Source organism: Bacillus sp. 123MFChir2, assembly GCF_000383235.1.
Taxonomy (GTDB): Bacteria; Bacillota; Bacilli; order Bacillales; family Bacillaceae_G; genus Bacillus_A.
This window is the reverse complement of record NZ_KB910984.1, coordinates 1-22,207: the sequence shown is the minus strand read 5'-3', so window position 1 is coordinate 22,207 and position 22,207 is coordinate 1. Positions and strand designations below refer to the sequence as shown.

General features: G+C 34.2%; 27 protein-coding genes, 4 pseudogenes and 1 other annotated feature. Of the genes and pseudogenes, 19 read left to right on the top strand and 12 right to left on the bottom strand.

Features of this window, described 5'->3' with window-relative positions:
* Positions 1–307 precede the first annotated feature (307 nt).
* On the top strand, positions 308–694 hold the full coding sequence (locus H280_RS0120945; protein ID WP_020063074.1) for a pyridoxal-phosphate dependent enzyme: 387 nt from the start codon (positions 308–310) through the stop codon (positions 692–694).
* Positions 695–721: 27 nt separating this feature from the next.
* Complete coding sequence (locus H280_RS0120940; protein WP_020063073.1) at positions 722–949, top strand: hypothetical protein; 228 nt, start codon at positions 722–724, stop codon at positions 947–949.
* Between the two features lie 35 nt (positions 950–984).
* Here H280_RS0120940 and H280_RS0120935 read toward each other — a convergent pair whose 3' ends face one another.
* Positions 985–2,310, bottom strand: coding sequence for an ArsB/NhaD family transporter (locus H280_RS0120935; protein WP_020063072.1), 1,326 nt, complete (start codon positions 2,308–2,310; stop codon positions 985–987).
* Between the two features lie 270 nt (positions 2,311–2,580).
* Between H280_RS0120935 and H280_RS0120930 the strand changes: the two genes are divergently transcribed.
* From H280_RS0120930 to H280_RS0120920, 3 genes are all read left to right on the top strand, one after another.
* Entirely contained in the window at positions 2,581–2,931 is a 351-nt protein-coding gene (locus H280_RS0120930; protein ID WP_020063071.1) for a YojF family protein, read from the top strand.
* A 12-nt stretch (positions 2,932–2,943) separates the two neighbouring features.
* Entirely contained in the window at positions 2,944–3,609 is a 666-nt protein-coding gene (gene bshB2 / locus H280_RS0120925; RefSeq protein ID WP_020063070.1) for a bacillithiol biosynthesis deacetylase BshB2, read from the top strand.
* A 140-nt stretch (positions 3,610–3,749) separates the two neighbouring features.
* Positions 3,750–4,010 (top strand): YuzF family protein, encoded by a 261-nt coding sequence (locus H280_RS0120920; RefSeq protein WP_020063069.1) that lies wholly within the window; start codon positions 3,750–3,752, stop codon positions 4,008–4,010.
* 199 nt (positions 4,011–4,209) lie between these two features.
* On the opposite strand, the gene fabZ is transcribed toward H280_RS0120920, so the two are convergent.
* A complete protein-coding gene (gene fabZ, locus H280_RS0120915; RefSeq protein WP_020063068.1) occupies positions 4,210–4,647 on the bottom strand; it encodes a 3-hydroxyacyl-ACP dehydratase FabZ in 438 nt (145 codons plus the stop codon).
* A 138-nt stretch (positions 4,648–4,785) separates the two neighbouring features.
* On the opposite strand from fabZ, the pseudogene H280_RS0120910 reads away from it, so the two are divergent.
* Both H280_RS0120910 and H280_RS0120905 read left to right on the top strand, forming a co-directional pair.
* A pseudogene (locus H280_RS0120910) lies at positions 4,786–5,094 on the top strand (ketoacyl-ACP synthase III); the annotation flags it as partial.
* A 234-nt stretch (positions 5,095–5,328) separates the two neighbouring features.
* Positions 5,329–5,754 (top strand): NUDIX hydrolase, encoded by a 426-nt coding sequence (locus H280_RS0120905; protein ID WP_331271155.1) that lies wholly within the window; start codon positions 5,329–5,331, stop codon positions 5,752–5,754.
* Between the two features lie 207 nt (positions 5,755–5,961).
* On the opposite strand, the gene H280_RS0120900 is transcribed toward H280_RS0120905, so the two are convergent.
* Positions 5,962–7,623, bottom strand: coding sequence for a M4 family metallopeptidase (locus H280_RS0120900; protein WP_020063065.1), 1,662 nt, complete (start codon positions 7,621–7,623; stop codon positions 5,962–5,964).
* 252 nt (positions 7,624–7,875) lie between these two features.
* On the opposite strand from H280_RS0120900, the pseudogene H280_RS0120895 reads away from it, so the two are divergent.
* From H280_RS0120895 to H280_RS0120860, 8 genes and pseudogenes are all read left to right on the top strand, one after another.
* Positions 7,876–8,268, top strand: a pseudogene (locus H280_RS0120895) (GNAT family N-acetyltransferase); the annotation flags it as partial.
* A 66-nt stretch (positions 8,269–8,334) separates the two neighbouring features.
* Positions 8,335–9,003 (top strand): DUF1801 domain-containing protein, encoded by a 669-nt coding sequence (locus H280_RS24090; RefSeq protein WP_081625714.1) that lies wholly within the window; start codon positions 8,335–8,337, stop codon positions 9,001–9,003.
* Between the two features lie 509 nt (positions 9,004–9,512).
* Complete coding sequence (locus H280_RS0120880; RefSeq protein WP_020063062.1) at positions 9,513–9,710, top strand: hypothetical protein; 198 nt, start codon at positions 9,513–9,515, stop codon at positions 9,708–9,710.
* Positions 9,711–9,714: 4 nt separating this feature from the next.
* Entirely contained in the window at positions 9,715–9,879 is a 165-nt protein-coding gene (locus tag H280_RS25925) for a hypothetical protein (protein ID WP_155895039.1), read from the top strand.
* Between the two features lie 146 nt (positions 9,880–10,025).
* Complete coding sequence (locus H280_RS0120875) at positions 10,026–10,895, top strand: helix-turn-helix domain-containing protein (protein ID WP_020063061.1); 870 nt, start codon at positions 10,026–10,028, stop codon at positions 10,893–10,895.
* A 45-nt stretch (positions 10,896–10,940) separates the two neighbouring features.
* Complete coding sequence (locus H280_RS0120870; RefSeq protein ID WP_020063060.1) at positions 10,941–11,318, top strand: VOC family protein; 378 nt, start codon at positions 10,941–10,943, stop codon at positions 11,316–11,318.
* A 335-nt stretch (positions 11,319–11,653) separates the two neighbouring features.
* On the top strand, positions 11,654–12,364 hold the full coding sequence (locus H280_RS0120865; RefSeq protein ID WP_020063059.1) for a hypothetical protein: 711 nt from the start codon (positions 11,654–11,656) through the stop codon (positions 12,362–12,364).
* A gap of 303 nt (positions 12,365–12,667) precedes the next feature.
* The gene (locus tag H280_RS0120860) at positions 12,668–13,156 is read left to right on the top strand and encodes a hypothetical protein (RefSeq protein ID WP_020063058.1); all 489 of its coding nucleotides are present in this window, start codon (positions 12,668–12,670) and stop codon (positions 13,154–13,156) included.
* 261 nt (positions 13,157–13,417) lie between these two features.
* On the opposite strand, the gene H280_RS0120855 is transcribed toward H280_RS0120860, so the two are convergent.
* Together H280_RS0120855 and H280_RS0120850 are read right to left on the bottom strand one after the other, a co-directional pair.
* Positions 13,418–13,882, bottom strand: a complete 465-nt coding sequence (locus H280_RS0120855) for a DMT family transporter (RefSeq protein ID WP_020063057.1) — start codon at positions 13,880–13,882, stop codon at positions 13,418–13,420.
* A gap of 13 nt (positions 13,883–13,895) precedes the next feature.
* On the bottom strand, positions 13,896–14,318 hold the full coding sequence (locus H280_RS0120850) for a DMT family transporter (protein WP_020063056.1): 423 nt from the start codon (positions 14,316–14,318) through the stop codon (positions 13,896–13,898).
* Between the two features lie 96 nt (positions 14,319–14,414).
* Between H280_RS0120850 and yeiL the strand changes: the two genes are divergently transcribed.
* Positions 14,415–15,113, top strand: coding sequence for a transcriptional regulator YeiL (gene yeiL, locus H280_RS0120845; protein WP_020063055.1), 699 nt, complete (start codon positions 14,415–14,417; stop codon positions 15,111–15,113).
* A 216-nt stretch (positions 15,114–15,329) separates the two neighbouring features.
* Here the strand turns inward: yeiL and H280_RS0120840 are convergent, their stop codons facing one another.
* Positions 15,330–16,055: a metallophosphoesterase family protein gene (locus H280_RS0120840; protein ID WP_020063054.1), complete on the bottom strand. Its 726-nt coding sequence runs from the start codon at positions 16,053–16,055 to the stop codon at positions 15,330–15,332.
* A gap of 779 nt (positions 16,056–16,834) precedes the next feature.
* On the opposite strand from H280_RS0120840, the gene pssA reads away from it, so the two are divergent.
* Entirely contained in the window at positions 16,835–17,326 is a 492-nt protein-coding gene (pssA, locus tag H280_RS0120835) for a CDP-diacylglycerol--serine O-phosphatidyltransferase (RefSeq protein ID WP_020063053.1), read from the top strand.
* Between the two features lie 295 nt (positions 17,327–17,621).
* On the opposite strand, the gene H280_RS0120830 is transcribed toward pssA, so the two are convergent.
* The gene (locus H280_RS0120830; RefSeq protein WP_028411330.1) at positions 17,622–18,062 is read right to left on the bottom strand and encodes a DUF2269 family protein; all 441 of its coding nucleotides are present in this window, start codon (positions 18,060–18,062) and stop codon (positions 17,622–17,624) included.
* An 18-nt stretch (positions 18,063–18,080) separates the two neighbouring features.
* A complete protein-coding gene (locus H280_RS0120825; protein WP_016100186.1) occupies positions 18,081–18,431 on the bottom strand; it encodes an ASCH domain-containing protein in 351 nt (116 codons plus the stop codon).
* 242 nt (positions 18,432–18,673) lie between these two features.
* On the opposite strand from H280_RS0120825, the pseudogene H280_RS25920 reads away from it, so the two are divergent.
* Positions 18,674–18,754: pseudogene (locus H280_RS25920) on the top strand (IS6 family transposase); the annotation flags it as partial.
* 46 nt (positions 18,755–18,800) lie between these two features.
* On the opposite strand, the gene H280_RS0120820 reads toward H280_RS25920, so the two are convergent.
* Both H280_RS0120820 and H280_RS0120815 read right to left on the bottom strand, forming a co-directional pair.
* Complete coding sequence (locus H280_RS0120820) at positions 18,801–19,979, bottom strand: MFS transporter (RefSeq protein WP_020063051.1); 1,179 nt, start codon at positions 19,977–19,979, stop codon at positions 18,801–18,803.
* The gene (locus H280_RS0120815) at positions 19,979–20,545 is read right to left on the bottom strand and encodes a PadR family transcriptional regulator (protein WP_020063050.1); all 567 of its coding nucleotides are present in this window, start codon (positions 20,543–20,545) and stop codon (positions 19,979–19,981) included. Before H280_RS0120815 ends, H280_RS0120820 begins: the two co-directional genes overlap by 1 nt.
* 274 nt (positions 20,546–20,819) lie before the next feature.
* Here H280_RS0120815 and H280_RS0120810 point away from each other — a divergent pair, with 274 nt between their 5' ends.
* A complete protein-coding gene (locus tag H280_RS0120810; RefSeq protein WP_020063049.1) occupies positions 20,820–21,044 on the top strand; it encodes a hypothetical protein in 225 nt (74 codons plus the stop codon).
* 71 nt (positions 21,045–21,115) lie between these two features.
* Here H280_RS0120810 and H280_RS25915 read toward each other — a convergent pair.
* Together H280_RS25915 and H280_RS24085 are read right to left on the bottom strand one after the other, a co-directional pair.
* Positions 21,116–21,287, bottom strand: a pseudogene (locus tag H280_RS25915) (IS1595 family transposase); the annotation flags it as partial.
* Between the two features lie 348 nt (positions 21,288–21,635).
* Positions 21,636–21,891 (top strand) — a binding site (T-box leader).
* A 42-nt stretch (positions 21,892–21,933) separates the two neighbouring features.
* Positions 21,934–22,207 (bottom strand): IS30 family transposase (locus tag H280_RS24085; protein WP_020062627.1); only part of this gene is annotated, 274 nt, incomplete at its 5' end.

Below are 22,207 nucleotides of genomic sequence, written 5' to 3'. Positions count from 1 at the left end.
CCTTCATAAAACAGTGTATATGAGTAATCAACAAATTTTATTTCAAATCAAGAAGGGAGGGAACCTGGTTTAAAACTTATATCCCTTTGCGTATAGTTGACTCGGATGAATGATTATGCGCAATACAAGACCGTTCCTAACAGGAACCTGCCGTTATTCTTTCACAGTAGGTGAATGAGAAGGTGATAGCCTTGCGGACAGGAAAAAGGTGAGATTCCTTTTCGGTAGTTGGCTTTTGTCTTGGTTCGCCAACGTTTTGATAGATTTTTATAAGTTTTTTAAACCAGGAGAATACGTAGAGGTAATATTGCAAGGAGATACATTTGACAGCTCATATGGACGGGTTGTAAAAAAATGTAAAAATTTCGGATTAACATTTATTCATCCGTTTGATGATCCAAGGGTCATTGCAGGACAAGTGACGGTTGGTGTAGAAAGTTTACATGATACGGATTGTAAGATTGATTACATGTTTATAGGAATTGGCGGAGGAGGCTTAGCGGCAGGAGTTAGAACATACATAAAAGGGATTAGTCCTTTAACGAAAATTATTGGGGTGGAACCAGAAGGTGCTGCTTCGATGAAAGAGGCGTTTGCGCAAGGAGAGGTTGTCATGCTTCCTCATATTGATTCATTTGTGGACGGAACAGCGGTTAAAAAAGTTGGTTATCAATCACAATCCGACATTATTTAATCTATTGATTTAGAAGGTGATTTGAAAATGAATTTAGAAAAAAGGAAGTCAGCTGAAGAAGAAATAGTAGAATTAAAGGAACTTGTGAAAGAGTTGCATGGTTCCATTCATCAACTGCAATCAGAAGTACAGCAACTACGTCATGAAAGGCCAGTTGTGCAAATGAAAAAAGGAATCGAATGGACACCAAAAATGGTTGGAGAAGTTGGCGGCTTAATTTTAGGTGCTCTTGCAATTATCGGTATCTTTTGGTGAAAAAGAAAGGTTTGCAGCTTAAGCCGCAAACCTTTTTACATTAAATAGCGTAAATAAATATATGCATGTGATAAAAGTAGTGCAACAATTGTTAATGGTAACCCAATTTTTAAGAAATCCATGTATGAGAAACCACATCCTTCACGTTTGGCAATACCTGCTACAACGACGTTGGCAGAAGCACCAATTAGCGTGCCGTTTCCTCCTAAGCAAGCTCCAAGTGATAATGCCCACCATAGTACTTCAATTTGCTGAGAATCCGCTGAAAGTCCAAGTCCGCTTGCTAAGTTTTGAATAAGCGGAATCATTGTTGCGACAAACGGAATGTTATCAATTGTGGCAGAAGCAGCCCCGGATACCCATAAAATTAAGATAGATGCATAACCGATATCTCCATTTGTTATGTCCAATACCTTTTTGGCAAGTGAGGAAATAAGCCCGATATCAACAAGTGCACCGACAAGAACGAATAAACCTGCAAAGAAGAAAATCGTTACCCATTCAATATGTGCAAATACATTTTCTATTTCGTGCTCTTTTACACCGATTAGCATTAAAAGGACAGCGCCAAGTAGAGCGATAACGGCAGCATCGACATGAATAATAGAATGGAAAATAAATCCAAGTATTGTTAGTCCTAAAATGGATAAAGACTTAACGAGTAAGCTGCGGTCGCGAATATAATCAGTTTCATTTAAAGACATCAATTTCTGAATTTGTTCGTTAGTTGTTTTTAATTTGTTACGATACATGATATATATAATAAGTAACGTAACAGCAGAAATAATAATAACAATCGGTGCTAAATTCAGTAAAAATGCATTAAAATCAAGATGCTTATTTGCAGATCCAATCATAATGTTTGGAGGATCGCCAATAAGCGTTGCCGTTCCGCCGAGATTCGAAAATAATACTTCTGAAATTAAAAACGGAACAGGAGGTACCTTCAAAATACGCGTAATCGATAATGTAACAGGTACAACTAATAAAACCGTCGTTACATTGTCTAAAAATGCAGAACCAACTGCGGTTAATAGGGATAAAAGTAGTAAAATTCGAATTGGCTTTCCGCCCGCAGCTTTAGCAGCTTTAATTGCCACATATTCAAAGACGCCAGATTGACTTGTAATATGTACGAGAATCATCATTCCAATTAATAGAGTGATTGTTTCCCATTGAATATGTGTAGTAAAGGCAGTATGTAGATCTACTATTCCCATAATCACCATAATGGAAGCGCCAAGTAAAGCAATAACAGCACGGTTAATTTTTTCAGAGATTATAAAGCCATATGTGATTAAAAATACAGCAATGGCAAAATAGTATTGCCAGTTTGTAACTTCATGTGCTGAATGATCCAAAGTGTTCACCTTCTTTTTAAGAATCCTATACATAGTATTGTATAAACATGTCGAAATATATCCATCTGCATAAATTTTATTGTAGCAAATTCACATACAGAAAGAAATGAAAATACTGAACACATCAAAAAAGATAAATAATTTCACATACCGTAATAAATATAAAAAATAAAAAAGCAAAAAAGTATGCAAAGTAATTATTGTCCTCTATTATAAGAGATAGCAATTTACATTGTTTTTTCGTAAACTGATTAAAAGAGGTGAAATCCGATGGAAATAATAACAGATACTTCTGTCATACAAAGCGAAATTGAACGTTTTCTAAATCAAGATGTATACCTTCATTTAGAAACGACAAATGGTGCATATGCTTCGCATGTAAATGAAAAAGCGATGACAGTTGGCGCATTCATTCGTAATGCAGTGATTCGCTTTGAACGTGGTAAGATTACTGGGTCGAATCCATATCGTATAGGGTTAAAAATGGAGCATGGTTGGGTGTATGCAGAAGGTGTGACACATTGGGAAAAAGATGAAAAAAATCGTCTTTTATTAGCAGGCCATGATGAAAAAGGGCGTCTAGCAGTTGCACTACAATTAAGCTTAACGCCGTTTGTATAAGGAGTGGAGATTATGGAAAGACACGTACTTGTAGTATTTCCGCATCCAGATGATGAATCATTTGCGGCGGGAGGAACAATTCGTCAATATCGAAATAATGGAGTCCCTGTTACGTATGCTTGCGGGACACTTGGGCAAATGGGACGGAACATGGGGAAAAACGTATTTGCCAATCGTGAAACGATTCCGAGCATTCGTAAACGGGAATTAGAAGAAGCATGCAAAGCGATGGGAATTGAAGATTTACGCTTACTGGGCTTTCATGATAAAACGTTAGAATTTGAAGACGTTGAATTTGTAGCAGATAAAATTGAAGCAGTAATTCGTGATGTGAATCCATCTTTAATCATTACATTTTATCCCGAGCACGGCGTACATCCAGATCACAATGCATTTGGACGTGCAGCTGTTCGTGCGGTAGAACGTATGCCAAAAGAAGAACGTCCAGTTATTCATGCAGTGGCCATCACAAAAAATCGTGAAGAAGTGTTAGGGAAGCCAGATGTTGTTAACGATATAAGTGACGTATTACCACAAAAATTAACAGCGCTTCGAGCACATCGTTCGCAAACAGAAGCAATGTTAGAAGAAATGGAAGCAAAGCTACAAAAACAAGATCCAGCGACGATAAAATGGTTACAAGGTGAACAATTTTGGACGTATAAATGGGAATCATAAGTTAGGAGCAGCAAACCTTCTAGCTTGTAATATATATCGAGATGCCGTAATGATGGCATCTCGTTTCTTTTTGAGATAGGCACATCAGTCTATTTCCTTTCATACAATACAAGCGAATTGTAGAAAGAGGGGGATAATAAATGGATTATTCATACGAAGATGTGTACGGAGATTTTCGAAATGGTTATCAGTTGAGCGGAGAAGTAGTTTCTAGCGTGGATCCATACGTTGTGCAAACATTACAAATGATTGTCGGGAAAAATGTTGTTGTCGATACAATGCGCGGCAGTTTGCAAGGCATGTTAAAGGCCGTCAAACCAGACCATATTGTAATTGAAGAGGAAGATACACCGTTCTTTATTCGGATGCAGCAAATTGTTTGGATAACACCGGAAGAATAGCGCGGAGGAAAGAATCTTTACCTTTTATACATTTGTAATGATGGTAATAACCAGGAAGTTGATTGGGATGTAGTGTAGGTTTATAAAAAAGTTTGATAAAAATCACCTCTTAAGATATCACAATCTTAAGAGGTGATTTTTTGTGTAAGAGAAAAAGAGTGGATTTTATAGAAAAGAAGGTAAAGATTATAATGAATCTTTAGGCTTTCTTATTGTTGTAAAGAGCGAATGTAACTTCTGCTTCACAAGCGATTTCTCCATCTACAAAAGCAACAGCATTTGCTTTTGCGATTAAACCACGGACTCTTGTTATTTCTACTTCTAAACGTAATTGATCTCCAGGGTGGACTTGTTTCTTGAAACGACAACCGTCAATACCAGCAAATAACCCAATCTTTCCTCGATTTTCATCTTTCATTAACATAATAACTGCACTTACTTGTGCCAACGCTTCTACAATTAGAACACCCGGCATTACTGGATAATCTGGAAAGTGACCATTAAAGAACTCTTCATTAGCAGTAACATTTTTAATGCCAACTGCGCGTTTTCCTTCCTCTATTTCAAGAATGCGATCAATTAATAAAAGCGGGTAACGATGTGGAATAATTTCTTTAATTTGTTGAGTATTGAACATAAATCCCTCTCCTTTATACTTTCACAAGTGGTATTTAATTACCATTATTTAAATTGCTAATTATTGAAAACAATTAGAATCTAGTACTAATATTAGATTATAACTATAAGCATAATAATAGTAAAGGGAGACAAACAAATGAGGTCAAAAGCAAAAATTACAGCTATTGGTACTTATGTACCTGAAAAGAAATTAACAAATTTTGAGCTTGAGCAAATGGTTGAAACAAATAATGAGTGGATTGTTCAAAGAACTGGAATTCATGAACGGAGAATAACTCGTCCTGATGAATGTACCAGTGATTTATGTGTATCTGCCGTAAAAGATTTAATGCACAGATATAATAAAAAAGAGGAAGATGTAGATATGATTATTGTGGCAACTAGCACACCAGATTTTCCATTCCCATCCGTGTCCAGTATAATACAGGACCAGCTAAATATATCCCTACACCGTTGTGATGAATACCCAATAATCATTTAGTTAACCAATGATTTGATGAACAGGGCTGCTCTTTTCGAAATACTGCTTTTCTTATTCACTACTATAGAGGAACTTAATGCTCTTAAAAATAGATTCAATATTAAAAAAACTAATCTTCATTCTTAATTTTGCTTCTAGTATAATTGATTTAGTTGTTATTGTGAAATAAATTCCAAAGGAGGGGTTATTTTGAAAAGAGTGAATGTAGTTTCAGCTGTAATTTATGATAATAATGAAAATATATTAATAGTTAAGAACAGAAAAGGGGATTCTTTTTATTGGAGTCTCCCTGGAGGGGCAGTTGAAGGAGATGAGACTTTAGAAGAGGCTGTAATTCGCGAACTAAAAGAGGAAACAGGATATAATATTGCTGTGGATAGATTACATTCAGTTAGGGAAATGCTTTTTGAAGACAGAGGCCATCATGCTTTAATCATTACTTTTTATGCAAGAATTATTGATGGTGAAATAAACATTAATGATCCAGATAATGATATTGTAGAAGTTAAATGGGCAAATAATGAAACCGTAAAGGAATCCATGCCGTCTTTATATGAGAGGCTAAAAATACATACTGATTCTACTAAAATACCAGCTTTCTATGCATTTGAAGGTACGCAATAACGTCAAGAAAAGGGTTTATTTAATAATAGAGTAGGGTACATAGTATTAGCATTTATGTAATCGCACATGAATGAATGTGATTTAAAAGTGACTAAACGTGTTTTGGGTTATGGCGTTTTATAAGGAAGTCTATACGAAAGCGAAGAGGCTGTCCTAAAAGTTTCACTTTCTGGACAGCCTCTTTCACTATATAAAAGGAAGTGGTACCTATTTCACACCAACTGCATCATATGACTGTTTTACCGCTGTCACTTCAGCAGAGTTTGCGCCGTATAAATCAGCTGTTGCTTGTACTAAAGCAGCGCGTGCTTGACTAAAAGTTGTAGATTCAGTTAAGTATACTGTATTTGCACGATAGTAAATTGCGCCTACTTTATCTTTACCAATACCATTTACGGTTACACCATAATGTGTTCCGCCATTTGCTAATAAGTAAGCAGCTTTATTGATAATACCGCTATTTGTATGAACGCCACCATTATCACTTGTACCTGTATAGCGTTTAGAGTAATGATCTGGGTCACCATATTTTGTTGGATCACTCATCGAACGAAGCGCATCCCCAGCTGTACCAGGGGTATATATATCTTCTCCAACTTCCCAATCTGGGTTGCGGTTATCATAGTATTCTACTAACGTACCAAAGATATCTGAAATAGCTTCATTTAATGCACCAGACTCATTTTGATAAATAAGGTTTGAACTATATTCTGTAACGGCATGCGTTAATTCATGTCCGATAACATCAATCCCTCCAGAAAGTGGAATGAATGTATATCCATCTCCATCACCGTACACCATTTGTGATCCATTCCAGAAGGCATTGTTATAACTTCTTCCATAATGAACCGTAGATTTTAACGGTGCACCAGCGTCATTATAAGAGTTGCGGCTAAAGGTTTTCTTATAATAATCATATGTTACACCTGCATAATAATGTGCATCCACTGCTGCCGCATCACGGGTAGCATTAAAGATGTTATCTGTATCTGCCCATAAAGTTCCTGGAAGGGTCGTACGATTCTTTGCATCATATGTGTAAATTGTTGCGCCATGTGTATTGTCTTGTAAATAATAGCTAGATCTAGATAATGTTGTATTAATAGATTTTGTATCTCCTAATACCCCTTTACCTGTTCCAACTTTATTTGTTCCTGTTACAGGTTGAATCGGTTCATTATTTTCAGTATTAGCATTATGAATTGTATTGTATTTATTCAGTACTTTACCGCTATCCGCTTCAATGAAATAATAATAGTTTCCTGGCTCTGGATCTAAGAAGTTTAACTTCACAACATATGTGTATGTTGTTTCCTCACCATTTTGATATACAAATAAGTTCGCCGACGGCTCTACTTCATATTTTGGATTCAGCCCTAAGTCTTTTTGTGCAGCTGCAATTGCTTGTTTTCCGTCAATTTTATTTTTATTTTTTAGCTTCTCTTTCTTATCTAAATCAGGCGCAACTGTTCCTGATACAACCTTTAATACACCATCTTTTCCAATGTGAGCAACTTGAGTAAATCCCCATACGGGTACACCTTCATACATTTGCTGTAAGCGGACAACGGTTGCTTCTCCAATAGGATCTTTTACAACTTTTTGTACTTTAAAAGATTCTTCTGCACTTTTTTCGCCTAGTTTATAATCTTTTTTAGCGGCGTTTAAATAATCAAATACAATAGATTCTGCTTTCTTTCCTGACTCGCTTGTTAGGTTTCCTGATACAAACTCTGGAGACTGAGTAGTCTCATTGTATTTCTTTGTGGAAAGTACATTCTGTGAATCTGCAAAGGCAGAGTTTGTTCCCCCGAACGTTGTCACTGCCATTCCAGTTGCTAACATGAACGCTAGACTTTTTTTCTTCATCATTCTTTCCCCCTAACAAAAAATTGAAAAACGGTAAATTTATAGTACCATTAAGTTTTTATTATTAGAATACTGAAAATTCAAATAATTTTTTTCTCAAGTTTTTTTGAGTTTTGATGAACAATTTAAAAAGAAAAAGTCTGTCGAATTTGATAAGGAATAAAAAGAATGAGTTAGGACTAAATAGGAATCTTTAGGCGTTTTGTAGAATATTCCAACATACTTTTATTTTTTATTGAAGGAGATGTTGTAATGGAAGTAACTATTCGACCTGTTCGAGTACAAGATGCTAGCGCAATTCATCAGATTTGCATACAAGATGCAGTTTTGCCATATATGGTTTTCCTACCGAGTATGCGGGTAGACGCTATGGAAAATAGGATTCGCAATTTAGGACCTAATCAATTTGAATTTGTTGCTGAGCTTGATGGTAACGTTGTTGGATTTGTAGGATTAACGCAAGGGCAAGGCCGAAGATCGCATTCGGGAGATTTATTTATTGGAGTAGATAGTGAATATCATAATAAAGGAATTGGGAAAACATTACTTACAAAAGTACTTGACCTTACAGATAATTGGTTAATGCTTGAAAGAGTGGAACTTGGTGTTCTAGAAACAAATCCTGGTGCGAAAGTGTTATATGAAAATAAATTAATTAATTGCCAAGGGTATTAATTGTTTAGATGCATCTTGCTTGAAAATGAAGAAAGCTTGCTAAGTGGATTATGGGAAAAATTTGAGATTGAAGAATTTTTAAATACAGCCAAGAAGTGGAAGGAAGAATATGAAAAGTTGAGAAATATCGTTCTTGACTGTGAGCTAACCGAAGAATTTAAATGGATGCATCCTTGTTACACGTTTGAGAAAAAAAACATAGTTGTAATACATGGATTTAAAGAATATTGTGCGCTTTTGTTTCACAAAGGTGCCTTGTTACAGGATGCCCAGGGGATTCTAATCCAACAAACGGAGAATGTACAGGCGGCGCGCCAGATTCGGTTCACCAATGTTAAAGAAATAGTTGAAATGGAACCTATCTTGAAAGCCTATATTTATGAAGCCATTGAAGTTGAAAAATCCGGTTTGGAAGTGAAAAAGAAAGAGCATAAAGAATTCATAATTCCTGAAGAACTTCAAAATAAATTCGATGAAATACCTACTTTTAAAACTGCTTTTGAATCATTGACACCGGGACGGCAAAGAGCATACATTTTTTATTTTTCTCAACCAAAACAATCCAAAACTCGAGAGTCAAGGATCGGAAAAAATATCCAGAAAATTCTTGATGGAAAGGGATTAAATGATTGTACTTGTGGGCTATCTCAAAAGCAACCTAACTGTGACGGCTCACATAAATCATTGGATAAGAAAAAAATTTAATCAACCTTTTGTTTGGATGGAATATGGCATTTTTATGAACCTACCGTTCCTTATTATAATTATCCTTATACTTTTGGTTATCTATTAGGTTTAGGTCTGTTAGCCATCGCAAAGCAAGATGGTAGTGAATTTAATTCGAAATATAAAAGGTTCTTAAGTGAAACTGGAAAAAGGCCAGTTGAAGAATTAGTATATGACTACTTTAATATTGATCTTTCTAGCCCTAAATTTTGGCAGCAATCTGTTGATTAAATTATTACGGATATAGAAGAGTATATTCATCTCTCGAATAATTGAATCAATTTCACGATTGTTTCTTTTCTTGAGTTGGATTGGCAGAATTTTAGAAGTAGGTTTTTGGAAAATGCTAAGCGGCTTGATTCATTTCTTTCATTTTTTTGTTGATTCGATCTACCACTAACTTTGAGGCATTATAAACAAGCGGCACAAGATCGAAATGTACTTTTGCTCGTTTTCCTGAGAAATTTGTATGTACCATCGCTTCTTATTTGGAAACAGGTGAATCCTATTCCATTCGTTTAAAACGAAGAAATGGCAGATACGAAGTTCATTGCACTTTAGAAGAAGAAATAACAGCAAAACTTGATTTTTCAAAAGGTGTTGCAGGAATGGATATGAATCCAGATAACTTGTCTGTGACGATTATTCATGAAAAAGGAAACTTTCGTGCTTCTAAAGTGTTTTGAATGCATGATGTCCGTATCTGCGAACAAACGAGACTTTATCATACAAGAAACATTGTATGAAGTTATGAGATGGATCCATTCATTTGGAGTAGATACCCTTGTAATTGAAAAACTGAAGTTTTTACAATCAAGTGGAAGTAAATCGTTCAGTGGAAAGGAGTGGTCATAAGGATCACTCCTTTTTCATGCTTATTATATAATAATTGGTCTGTAATGGATTGGTGAGGAAAGTAAACGATTTTTTGCTAATCTTCCATTATTATGTATAATTAAGTAATCTGAAAATTATAATTACATTCTTACGGAGACGGTATTATGAATTATATGGATTCTACTAATTTTGCTTTACATGCAAAAAGTAAGCAGTTTTATTGGGAAGGGAACGGTCAATTATCTATTAAAACATTTTCTAACGGAAAAGCACATTACAAGACTAATAAAGGTTTTTTTGCTGTCGAGGAAAGTAGATATTTACTTCTTAATGAAGGATCTTATACCATCTCGATTGATGAAAATAAGGAAGTAGAATCTTTCTGTATCTTTTTTAGAGAGGGATTTGGAGAGGAGATTTTAAACTCATTAAGAGAATCAAATAATAGACTTCTTAGCGATCCTTTTAAGGATAGGAACGATATCGGTTTCTTTGAAAAAACTTATGATACAAGTGAGATTTTATTGTCTCAAATAATAAAATTTAAAGAGAATTTATTTATTCTTGAGAATGATCCAGTTGGTTATGAAGAACAATTTCATAAGTTAATGCAAATCATTCTATTTGAACAATTTGACGCATGGAAAGAGGTCGAAGCATTAAGAGCAATACGTAATTCTACAAGAGAAGAATTGTATAGAAGGATTAGTATCGCACATGAATATATAAGGGCCTATTATGATAAAACAATTAAATTGAATGAAATTGCCCAAATTGCTTGTTTATCGCCAAACCATTTGTTAAGAACATACTCACAAATATATGGTAAGACACCTCATCAGCACATATCAGAGTTTAGAATTCGAAAAGCGAAAAAGCTTTTAACACAACTAGATTTCAATATGACTGATATAACATTTGAACTGGGATTACAAAACCCTGTATCTTTTAGCAAAATGTTTAAACAACATGTTGGGGTTTCTCCTATTGAGTTTCGAAAAAAGGTGATTTTGGATAAGAAATACAAAGTTTGATCGTATATTCTTAGAATGAAATGATATTTGAAAGGGGAATTCTCATTGGAAACTACTATGATTCAAAAAATTGCCCAAATTGGGGTACCAGTTAAAGATTTAGATAGAGCAATTCACTTTTATAAAGACAAGCTTGGATTATCACTGTTATTTACTACTGATAGTATGGCATTCTTTGAATGTAACGGGTTGCGTCTCTTTTTAAGCCTCCCAGAAAAAGAGAAATTTGTTCAATCTAGTTCAGTCATTTATTTTCAAGTTGAAAATATTAAAGAGACGTATATAGATCTATTAAGCAAGGAAATTACTTTTATCGATGAACCACATATTGTAGCGAAAATGGGACAAATAGAAACATGGATGGCATTCTTTAAAGATATAGAAGGTAATACACATGCTTTAATGAGTGAAGTACAATGTTAATGAAAGAGATCGTTGATAACGGTCTCTTTCATTACTTTAGTTTTTTAGCATGTCACAAAATATATAAATACAAATTGAAAAAATGACATAAAAATCACTTTTTTTAGGGGAGGAGACCAGTTCATCTCGACCACTAAAAAAAATGATTTTCTATCGGTCTTTCATAGAGTGACTGAGTAATTACAATATTTTTGTTGTTATGGGGCAATACCCCTTATCGTTGTAGATCTACATTTTCCTGATTTTACTCCACATGAGAAACGATAAATGTGAAAATTAATTTGTGATGATATATAGCTTAGAGAAAAATATGAAAATAATTTAGGAGGGAATTTATGGATGGACATGTATTGCTACCAAATGAATTGAAAAAAGAAGCTCAAGATATGGGGTTTTTTCTTATCGAGGGAAAAGTGGATCTAAGTTCAGAAATCAATAAAGTAGAAATACCAAATATAAAAGATTTTCTAGAATTTCAGGTACATATAGATAACAAATTATTATTCTTTGAATATGAGTTTGAATACGAGGAAAACTATATTATCTCTGATGAAGATCAGTATATGTACGAAGAATATGAAGAAATAATACAATCACAAATAAGATTGAAGATTGCTAAACATAATAAAACGATAAAAGAAATCGACTTTGATAAACCATATAGTTTATTAATATATTATATAAAGGAGGGATTTTTATTCTATAACCATACTATTAAAGATGATGACTCTTCTATTTATGAAGAAACATTGGAAAATATTATTGAAACAGCGATACAGGAAATACCAGAGGAAAAATTAGAAGAAATTAAAATGAATCGCCGTGCAAAGGCTGATCAAGAAGTACAGCGGTTAAAAGAACTGATTTTTGCTGATCCAAAATTTAAAGCTGCTACAAACGTAACGTTCAGACAAGCATATTCTTCTCGTTTTTTCAAAAACAACCTTGAATATATAGATATCTTACATCGTGCTAATTACCATCATCCAAATCTTTTCATAGAAGAAATTTGGAAAGAGTTTAAGGGAAAGGGATTACATAAATAACCTAGAAGGGATTATAACGCCATTCTGGGGGAGAACAAAAAAAATTGCCCTGCTAAAACCAAATACTTAACATTCTTAGACTAAACAAATGCGAGATTCTCGTTTTAGGCAACAAAGAAATTTTTAAGATGATGGGTATGCGTCGATACCCCTTATAGTAAAGAACAACACCACTAAAGATTTTTATTAACGAGGATAAAAAAGGAATAATATTAGAAATTTAAGATGCATTTTAATTCAAAAAAGGATAAAATTGTATACATAGATATATAATGGTATTTTGGGGAGGAAAGGGATTTTAAAATGAGAAATAATAAACAAAAATGCTTCTACTATTTTGTAATTGTTTTACTTTTTAGTTTAATCGGATGTTCTTCTAAAGAAGCAAAATCATCTATAGTAATAAATGAGAAAGAACAACAAGTGGAATTAAATTTACTAAAAGATAGCGAAATAGAAGATATAAACATATTAAAATCACAAAATGGTAATGGTCATTTAATAACCAACAGGTCTCTAACTTCGAATGAATCCTTAATTAAAGATATTGTCAAAACTATAAAAGATGGTTCACCAATTAAATCTCAGTTTGATAAAAAGGCAAAAAAATCTTCAATAGAAATGGAAATTAATTTCAAAAACGGTTCAAAAGAAACTCTTTTCGTTTTAATTAATGATAAAGATAAGGTCTCTGTAGTAAAAGAATCCGGTGAAGGTTACAGACTTAAAGATGATGCTCCTAAGGTAGTAGTTGATTTTATTTTAAACAAAGAAAGAAGTAAATCAAACTAGTTATAAACATAGATTACAACTGTAGGTTTACCTGTTTTTTCTCTATATGCCTCATACGAACTCTTTTTTTACAATGAGTGGACAAAACAGATGGAAAAATCAAAATATTTGTAAAGAAAAGGGATTTATAAGATGGTCAGAATTTTTGGGATTTTTTCTGCTACTATTCAAATTAAGAACTATTGTGGACGGAGAAATTTAGTATTTATAAGTTGAATTTATTAGAAAATAATATGCAAATAAATTTATAAGAAACAAGCCTCAATAGGCTTGTTTCTTACTTTGAACAGATATATCTGTTCGATCAATAATCAAATTATATGTCAGTCCCATTAATACTAACAAACCACCAACTATCTTACCAATCGATATTTCATATGATTTGAAAAAATCAAGGATAATGCCCATACCTAATTGACTGATAAAAATGAGTAATGTCAAATAGAAGGAAGATATTTTAGGAATAATATAGTTTGATAATCCAATTACTACAACACCTACCAACCCTCCTAAATAAGCAAGAAACGGTATGGACTGCAATGTGGTGTAGGACATGTTAAAAGATTCATTACTAAAAACTAAAAACAGCAACGAAAAAGCGAGACCAGTAACATAGTTGAAAAAAGTACCTTGGAAAATTCCGATTTGAGTTGCTAAATTCGCATTTATCACCCTAGCAATTACAATAGAGCAGCCAGCTAAAATGGCAATACATATATATAACATCTTTTCTCCTCCATTAATAAATATTCATTACAATAATTCCAGAAGCGATCAGTAATAAACCGACTATTTTCTTTTTTTCAAACTTCACAGCCTTCATTCCTAATAATCCAAAATGATCGATGACAATAGAAGTAATCGACTGACCGAGTAAGCCTAAAGCGATTGTTAAGGATACACCGAGTGTTGAAAAGCTAACATTGGTAAAGAGTACGGTGAACACCCCGATAGCTCCTGCGCTATATAAGTAAAGCGGAATTCCTTTACGAATCTTAATTTTAAATTTACCCACTAATAAAATGATAATAACCGCAATTAATCCAACGATATGAATAAGAACACTAGCGTTATAATTTCCTATAACTTCTGCTAGTATGCCATTTAGTGGAATCATCAGCGCGATGAGAGCACCGATAAATGCGGAAAGTAATTTATACATAGCATTTCCCCCTTGCATTTTTAAAGTTAATTTACCATGATTGAAGTATTGTATATTATGACATATGTCATAGTGAAGAGGGGATTTGGAGAATTTATGAAAAAAATATATGATTCGAAGAAGTTAGATGAGTATATTCAAAATAATAATATTGAAGATTTTTTTAGTCATGACATAAAGTCTGTGATGGAGTTGTTGTTATTTAAAAAGAATGAATATATATGTAGAGAAAATGAAACACTTCATTACCTTTACTTTTTTGTAGATGGAAAAGCAAAGGTGTATACGACTTTAAGTAACGGTAAATCGTTATTATTAACTTTTTATAATGGGTTTGAAGTTATGGGAGATGTAGAATTAGTTCGTTCTCAAAAAACGTTTTCGAATGTCCAGGTGATAGAGGATTCATATTGCATTGGCATTCCATTAGAAAAAATTAGAACGCGTTTACTTCATGATGCAACCTTTTTAAGTTTTATTTGTGATTCGTTAGCACATAAACTTGCAAGACTTGCTCAAAATAGCTCCATTAATTTACTTTATCCACTTGAGAATCGATTAGCGAGTTATATTCTGGCGACAGGTGAAAGTGTTGAAAATGAAAAGAATACAATGGTATTTCAAGGAAATTTAACCGAGATATCGGAGTTGTTAGGAACAAGTTACCGACATTTACTGCGAACATTAAATATTCTTTGTGATAAAGGAGTGTTAGAAAAGAAGGGGAGTTATTTTGAAGTAATTAATAAACTTTTACTACAAGAGTTGGCGGCAGATGTTTATAGACAAAATTAATTTTACGTTTGTGAGAGAAGCGGTAAATAGGGGAAAGCGAACCTTTTGTGTAGAGGATTAATTTTCACCTGAAATAGTTAGAGCCTTACTACATTTTGGTTTTAGTAAGGCTCTTTAAAGTGGTTTAAATTCCAATCAATCACATTATAATTATAAAAAATGGATAATGAAATTGTTTAATTCGATTATCACATTTTCTACTAAAATTCTTTTATTTTAAATTCTTCCTGTTTTCAATGCTCTAGCCCAATCTAAGCGACCGTTTTTTTCGCTTTTGTTAATTGCTTCATCTCGATTATATGGAATATGTAATTGCTCTATCATCCAATCATCTTCTTGTTTTGTAGCAATTGCATAATTAGCAAATGGTGAACCTGATTCCATTTTATGATAGATTGGTAATTCATCTTCATAAGCGGGTAGCCCAACACTTCCAGGATTAATAATAATTTTATCATTTGGAAGATGAATGACTCTTGGTATATGTGTATGTGCACAAAAAATTAGCCTTTGTGGGATACCGCTTACTAATTTTATTATATCTTCTGTCTTTTTCAGCATTGCTCCATTAGAGTTTATTTCCTCTAACAAATACATTTCATCACTTGTCGGTGTTCCATGACAAAAATAGAAATCATCTGTTTGTAAGAAGTTAGGTAGATTAGAAATCCACGTTTTATGCTTATCCTCTAATAAATTCTGTACATATTGAACTGTTACATTAGACGTATTAGGCTCTAATAAAATTCGATCACAATTTCCTTTAATACTTTGAATATTTTGGTTCATTAAAAGATCATAGGTTTCCAGTGGAAATAAAGGACCGTATAAGCTATCTCCTAAATTATAAATAGATTGAATCCCTCGGTTATTAATATCTGTTAGTACAGCTTGTAAGGCATCTTTATTTCCGTGAATGTCGGCTATTATCGCGATTTTCATACCAATTACCCCTTCAGAATTTATAGTTTCACTTTTATTTCATCATTAATACGAAAAGAATTCTGCTCTTAATTTATATATAGTGTATATTCGTGCAATTATTGTACATTAATTGGGAAAGTCGACATTAAATATTTTTAGGTGTGTCTTTTGTCATTAAATATCTTTATTTGTTTTTAATGTAGTGTAGTATTTTCAAAATAAACTACAATCATTAGACATAGAAAAAATTCCTGATTTCAATCAAGAAGCAGGGATTTTTGGCATTTTAATGGACTTAGGGAAATGAATACTTATTCAAGAAATGCTACCCGTTAAATGAAAAAACATTTATTTAGTTCCATTAACAATGAGATCTGCTCTTACATGAGGTTTATTTTCTTCAACATAAATGTCTTTATCACCACTTTTAAATTTGTTAAATATAATTTCTTCAAATATTTCATCAATCCTGCTTCTTCACCTAAACTGCACAGTTAGCTCAATAACACAGGTTCTGGTTTATCTTCTAATTCATATGCTTCATCCCGTTCTATTCCGCAAGCTGTAATTTAGGATTGTACTAAAAAAACCTGTCGAAATTGACAGGTAATCCGTTACTTTATATTTAATTTATTGTGCAGTCATCTTTCAAATTGAATGGAGTGCCTCAAATCAATAATACATTTTATGTTGAAATATGCTTAGCGTACACTAGTCATGTATTTTTCAGAATAACAGGAGAATATATAGAAAATGCTACATAAATAGGAAGTTTTATAAACTTAGGAGGGACAATTTTGTATAATTGGATAGTAAAATCTATACCTAATTTATTTACGATTGGAAATTTATTATGCGGTGTTTTTTCAATTACCTTAAATATGAGCGGCTTTTTGGAAGCAGCCTGCATTTTTATTTTCTTTTCGGCTGTTTTAGATCTTCTTGATGGAAGGATTGCGAGAAAGTTAAAAGTGAATAGTGAGTTTGGCGTAGAATTGGATTCTTTAGCTGATATTGTTAGTTTTGGGGTTGCTCCTGCACTTCTGTTTCATTCGATAGCGGCACCATCTATTTTAACTTCTTTGGCATTTATCCTCTTCCCGACGATGGGTGCTTTAAGATTAGCTAAATTTAGTGTTAAACCAACCATTGGGTATTTTATGGGGTTACCTATTCCAGCTGCTGGATTACCATTGGCTGTCATGGGATTGTTTTCATATAGTAATGCATGGATTACCTTAATCCTCGCTCTCTTAATGGTAAGTCCAATTAGGTTTAAAAAACTTTAAGGGAAGGTACCGTCTTTTGCCCATCAACCTAAGATTTTGAAGTATCCCCAAAATGAAAACTTCATCCTGTCATAGTTGTCCCTAGAAATTTAGTTCGTTTTTTTCATTTTGCGGAAGAATGTATTTCTTAACTTGATAGCGATGGGGGAATAGGCCTAGATTGTAAAATGCTATTCCATCACCTCTTCAAAACGTAACTACAACAAGGACAAGCCAGTTTTGGCTTGTCCTTGTTCCATGCCGCCTAGCGAATTCAAACGGCAATCACATAAAGCTGCTATTCGTCCTAAATCTATCACCCCTGCCACAACACAGGCTTTGTCACCATGAACCATAACATCGCCATTAAAAGAACAATGTAAATCCAAACAGAACGCCGTAACAATTGAATCAAGGCGTCTTTGTCTTGGCCCTTTTCGCCGAATTTCCGAATGGTCGGCGAAAAGGCGCGGGCCAGGAAAAATAATGAACTCGCCATAAGAATAAGGGTCATCACTATCCAAGGAGTCTTCCAAGTCCAAGGGCCCGCCAGTACAAGCAGAACCCCGGATGCAACCAGCACATGCCCGGCATGTTTGGCCAGCCTTACCGAAAATCGGAATACATCCAGATAAGCCTGCTGCGCGCGAGTCTCTGAAGCCCGCAATTTTTTGATGAGCGGAAGCAATACAAAAAACGGGCCGATGGATAAGATTACACTGAAAATATGTACATACAGAAGCAGTCGATACAACATGTCCATCCTTATATCACATTAACCTTCGATGGGATGGAACTCATGAACCCAAACTCTCATATTTGGCAGCCATGGCATACCAGGGTGAAGAGACAGGATAGATTGCTTATATTCCTCCACATTCGCATAGCCTTCTTGACGGGCATGCTCATCAGTCAATTCACCAAGTGACTGCGAATAGACCTTCTCCACAACATACCGGTGACCTTGAAGCTCCATCACTTCCCCGACATCCGCATATCTCCCGTTGCGGCGAGTTGCTGTTTTCTGTCCTGCAAGCACTTTTTCAATGTCCTCCTGAATCGTGATGAGACGTTCAATCGTACATGTTTTTGGTGGTAAAGCGTTCGTTTCATTTTGGTTTGTCATCTGGGTCACTCTCCTTTTTTCATTTAAACATAAGTCCACTTTATCATATAAAAAAATTATTCTATATAGCAAGTTTCTACTTAATAGGGATAACAAACTTTCGTACAATGTTTATATGATAAACGCCAATAATGGGAAAAAGCAGCGCTTGGTTTTGGTGCAAAAACCTCAAGATAATAGCAATTAATCTCTGAATTTTGGACATATTAATGCTAGTACTCTAAAAAAGGGATGTAATCGGTATGGAAAATCAAAATTTGTTCAAATGGAAGCATTATCTGCCTGGTATTATTTTACTAACCGTGAGATGGTATCTTGGATACATTTTTAATCTAACGTTAAACCTTATAAAAATACGTTATAGGATAGTCACGCTTGTTTTTTTATTTTCCAAAAAAACAGCCCAAGATAACATAGGAGAATAAAACTAATGGTGTACAGTGTATTTGTTAATCCGAATAAATCAGATAAACTTCCGCTTAACGTTGGACCAAAGAACATGCCAATAGAGTAGGCTGTATTATAAATAGCAAAGAGTGTACCGTATGCGCGAATGCCATTTTGATCTGCGAGATATGTCAGTTCTGGCAGAGCGGGTGCTAATAAGAAACTGAAGCTAATTCCTAGCACAGCAAGAACAAATATTACAGCGATAATATTAGGAATGAGTGTTAAGAATGGAAAGCAAAGAGCAGCAATTATAAGTCCAATAATCATTGTTTGATTTCTGCCAAGCTTATTTGACAGTGTCCCAATTACTGGAGCAGTAAATCCATAAGAGAGTGTAGGAACTGCAAATAAAAGTCCGATTGTTCCTGAATTTGCGTGTAAAACATTATGTAAATATAAAGGAAGAGTCGGCTCTAAAGCACTAGGCAAGGCAGCTCCAATGATAATAATTCCGATAATCATAAATAAGGAGTGCATCTTTAATATGGAACGATAAGAAATGCGTTGCTCAGTATCCTGTTTCGGTTCATCATGAAGTAATGTGATTCGTAATATACCATCAATAAGTGCGATTCCTGCTGCGAATATAAATGGTAAGTGATAGCCACCCCATTGGTAAAGAAAGCCACCGATAGTTGGACCTAATAGCATCCCAATTGCTTGGCCGGATAAAGCTATCCCCATTGCTTTCCCGCGTTCTTTTAGAGGGAATACATCTGCAAGAAGGGCTAACCCAGCTGTCCATGTTGCAGCGGCAGATATACCTTGTAGCATTCGTGCTACAACCAATAACCAAAAATTGTTCGCAAATCCAAATAACAAAGTTGCAGCTGCTAATCCAAACAAACCTAGAATCATAGGGAGTCTTCTTCCTACTTTATCGGAGATCAACCCTAAAATTGGAGTAGCGAGCAGCAAAGTAATTGCATAGCTACCGAATAAAAAGCCAATTTCAGCTTGAGTGGCCCCAAGCGTTTTTGCGTAGCTTGGTAAGATGGGTACGATGATTCCATAAATAAGCATATCAGTAAAGACAGCCACTGCTACAATCCATAAAGCAGCTTTTTGTATTCGAGACATTTTTATTTGGGGGTGCATCATTTTTCCTCCTCTCTGGTCTTTTCTCCTAATATAGATAACTTCTTTTCTAGCTTTTCGATAAAACGAAGCTGCATCTCACATTGTTCATAAATATTTTCAAATATAAGAGTTACATGCTCTGGAACGTCAATCATTTTCTCTTTAATCGATTGTCCTGCTTTCATATTTTCAAACATATCTAGAATCTCTTTTTTTTGCTCCTGCAAAGCAACTGTAATTTTGGGGGCAGAAACTGCATCAGCTGTGAAAAAAGTTAGTGCTGTATATAGATGAGTTGGGAAAACTACCGAAGATTGCTGAAAAGATTCAATCATTAACTTGTAAAATTCATCTTTTCCAGCTGGTGTGATACTATATATTGCCTTGGAACGATTTCCTGTTTTTTCAACAGTATCTAGTTCCACTAATCCTTCTTTGTCCATTTTTTTCAAAGCATGGTAAATGGAAGCTGGGAAAACACCTGCCCACGTATCCGTTTGTGCAGATTGCATGGCTTGCTGTAATTCATAGCCAGACATAGGACCATACTGCATTAATAAACCAAGTACCATTAATCTTGTCATCATTATCCCTCCGTTAAAGTAGAAAACGTTTAATACTAAACGTTTAGTATTTATGTAAGCTTACTGAAAAAGTTTTATTTTGTCAAGATTTGGTACGTGATTTACTTTTTACTTGGCTCTGTTAAAATTAAGTGTTGATAATTAGATAAATTTAAAGGAAGCCTACTTTGTAAAGGCTTCCTGTTTTCGACTAAACTTTTTGATAGTTCAATAATCATTGTGATTTTATGGTAAAATAAAGTAAATAATTTTATCAACTTTTCGAGGTGATGTTATGGGTTGGATAATGCTTTTGATAACTATTTGTACTGTTGTATTGGCTACATTAAACATAAAAAAGAATCCTAAAATGGCTTTATTAGTTTCAGCACTTGTTCCATTTACTACTTTTTATTACATTAGTAAAAACGGATATAATGAAGTTTTCATTTTTGCATCTATTTTGTATTTTGTAGTTGTAAATGTTCTGCTATTCAGAGGTAACTTAAAAGAAATCTAAAGAATCTTCCATTCATTTGGAGGTTCTTTTTTATATGCTATTTAACTATTAAGAGTTAGTCCAATAAAGGTTTACATATTGAATTTTGACAATCGAATGCTGTCAAACGTTTCAGTCACTCCAAATCCAAATGATGTTAGTAGAAAGTCTTTAATATATTGTTTTGTGCTTTCGTTACTACGATTATCTACAAAAAAATCAATCAAGATAATTGTCGAGATATTTGTTTACGGCACCTTTAAAATGGGTTTCTCTTATTTCATTAATTTAACTGATCACCATGGGATCTACAAAGTGTTTTCCTCATTGATATACTTGTTCCTTTTTAGTATGAGGTAATTTATTGGTAAATTTTAACAAGTTACTAAGCGCCTTAGCCACCCTTAAAGATTTTCCTGAACATTCGTTCTTATTGAGATTATACTAAGAGATTCGAAAGGTATCAAATATCGACAATATCCCTTAACAGAGCCTTTAACTTAAGTACGCTACTGGTGAAACGATGCAACCTGCTACAAATAATAATCAGAAAAATAATTGACAATAATCATTTTTCTGATTATTATTGATACAATTAAGAAATTGAAAATATTAACAGCAATGAAGAGAAGAGTAATTAAGAAATGTTATGTGACAGAGAACTCCGGTAGCTGAGAAGGAGAGATAGCGTTCTTAATGAAAAAAGACTTGGAGCTTTGCATGGAACTAAGTTGATTAGGGATAATGCGACGGGATCTCCCGTTATAGAGATAGGGTATACGCAGTTTGCCGTACCCGAAGAGGTTGATATGGTGACATATTAATAAACTGAGGTGGTACCACGATGAGCACAACTCTCGTCCTCAAGATTTTTAATCTTGGGGGTGAGAGTTTTTTATTTGACGGTTTGTCAATCTAAGTGCGACAGCTCCTCCTGAAACGCTTCGTGGGCAGTTTTCCAACCTAAACATTTTCTTGGTCTTTGATTTATAAGAAGTAGTGCTCGATTTAATTGTTCTTGTGAAACAAGGCTCAAATCTGTTTTTTTCGGGTAAAACTCACGTAATAGACCATTTGCATTTTCGTTACTCCCACGTTGCCAGGAAGAATAAGGATCGGCAAAGAACACTGCGATTTCCAAATCTTTTTCTACACGTTGATAACACGAAAATTCTTTTCCTCTA

Bases quoted from the DNA above. Each gene is read 5' to 3' on its own strand.
- H280_RS0120875 (WP_020063061.1), top strand. From the start codon at position 10,026: ATGAATTATATGGATTCTACTAATTTTGCTTTACATGCAAAAAGTAAG.
- H280_RS0120810 (WP_020063049.1), top strand. From the start codon at position 20,820: ATGGGTTGGATAATGCTTTTGATAACTATTTGTACTGTTGTATTGGCT.
- H280_RS0120930 (WP_020063071.1), top strand. From the start codon at position 2,581: ATGGAAATAATAACAGATACTTCTGTCATACAAAGCGAAATTGAACGT.
- H280_RS0120860 (WP_020063058.1), top strand. From the start codon at position 12,668: ATGAGAAATAATAAACAAAAATGCTTCTACTATTTTGTAATTGTTTTA.
- H280_RS0120855 (WP_020063057.1), bottom strand. From the start codon at position 13,882: ATGTTATATATATGTATTGCCATTTTAGCTGGCTGCTCTATTGTAATT.
- H280_RS0120820 (WP_020063051.1), bottom strand. From the start codon at position 19,979: ATGCACCCCCAAATAAAAATGTCTCGAATACAAAAAGCTGCTTTATGG.
- H280_RS0120840 (WP_020063054.1), bottom strand. From the start codon at position 16,055: ATGAAAATCGCGATAATAGCCGACATTCACGGAAATAAAGATGCCTTA.
- H280_RS0120830 (WP_028411330.1), bottom strand. From the start codon at position 18,062: ATGTTGTATCGACTGCTTCTGTATGTACATATTTTCAGTGTAATCTTA.
- H280_RS0120865 (WP_020063059.1), top strand. From the start codon at position 11,654: ATGGATGGACATGTATTGCTACCAAATGAATTGAAAAAAGAAGCTCAA.
- H280_RS0120850 (WP_020063056.1), bottom strand. From the start codon at position 14,318: ATGTATAAATTACTTTCCGCATTTATCGGTGCTCTCATCGCGCTGATG.
- fabZ (WP_020063068.1), bottom strand. From the start codon at position 4,647: ATGTTCAATACTCAACAAATTAAAGAAATTATTCCACATCGTTACCCG.
- H280_RS0120940 (WP_020063073.1), top strand. From the start codon at position 722: ATGAATTTAGAAAAAAGGAAGTCAGCTGAAGAAGAAATAGTAGAATTA.
- bshB2 (WP_020063070.1), top strand. From the start codon at position 2,944: ATGGAAAGACACGTACTTGTAGTATTTCCGCATCCAGATGATGAATCA.
- H280_RS25925 (WP_155895039.1), top strand. From the start codon at position 9,715: ATGATGTCCGTATCTGCGAACAAACGAGACTTTATCATACAAGAAACA.
- H280_RS0120825 (WP_016100186.1), bottom strand. From the start codon at position 18,431: ATGACAAACCAAAATGAAACGAACGCTTTACCACCAAAAACATGTACG.
- H280_RS0120900 (WP_020063065.1), bottom strand. From the start codon at position 7,623: ATGAAGAAAAAAAGTCTAGCGTTCATGTTAGCAACTGGAATGGCAGTG.
- H280_RS0120815 (WP_020063050.1), bottom strand. From the start codon at position 20,545: ATGACAAGATTAATGGTACTTGGTTTATTAATGCAGTATGGTCCTATG.
- yeiL (WP_020063055.1), top strand. From the start codon at position 14,415: ATGAAAAAAATATATGATTCGAAGAAGTTAGATGAGTATATTCAAAAT.
- H280_RS0120920 (WP_020063069.1), top strand. From the start codon at position 3,750: ATGGATTATTCATACGAAGATGTGTACGGAGATTTTCGAAATGGTTAT.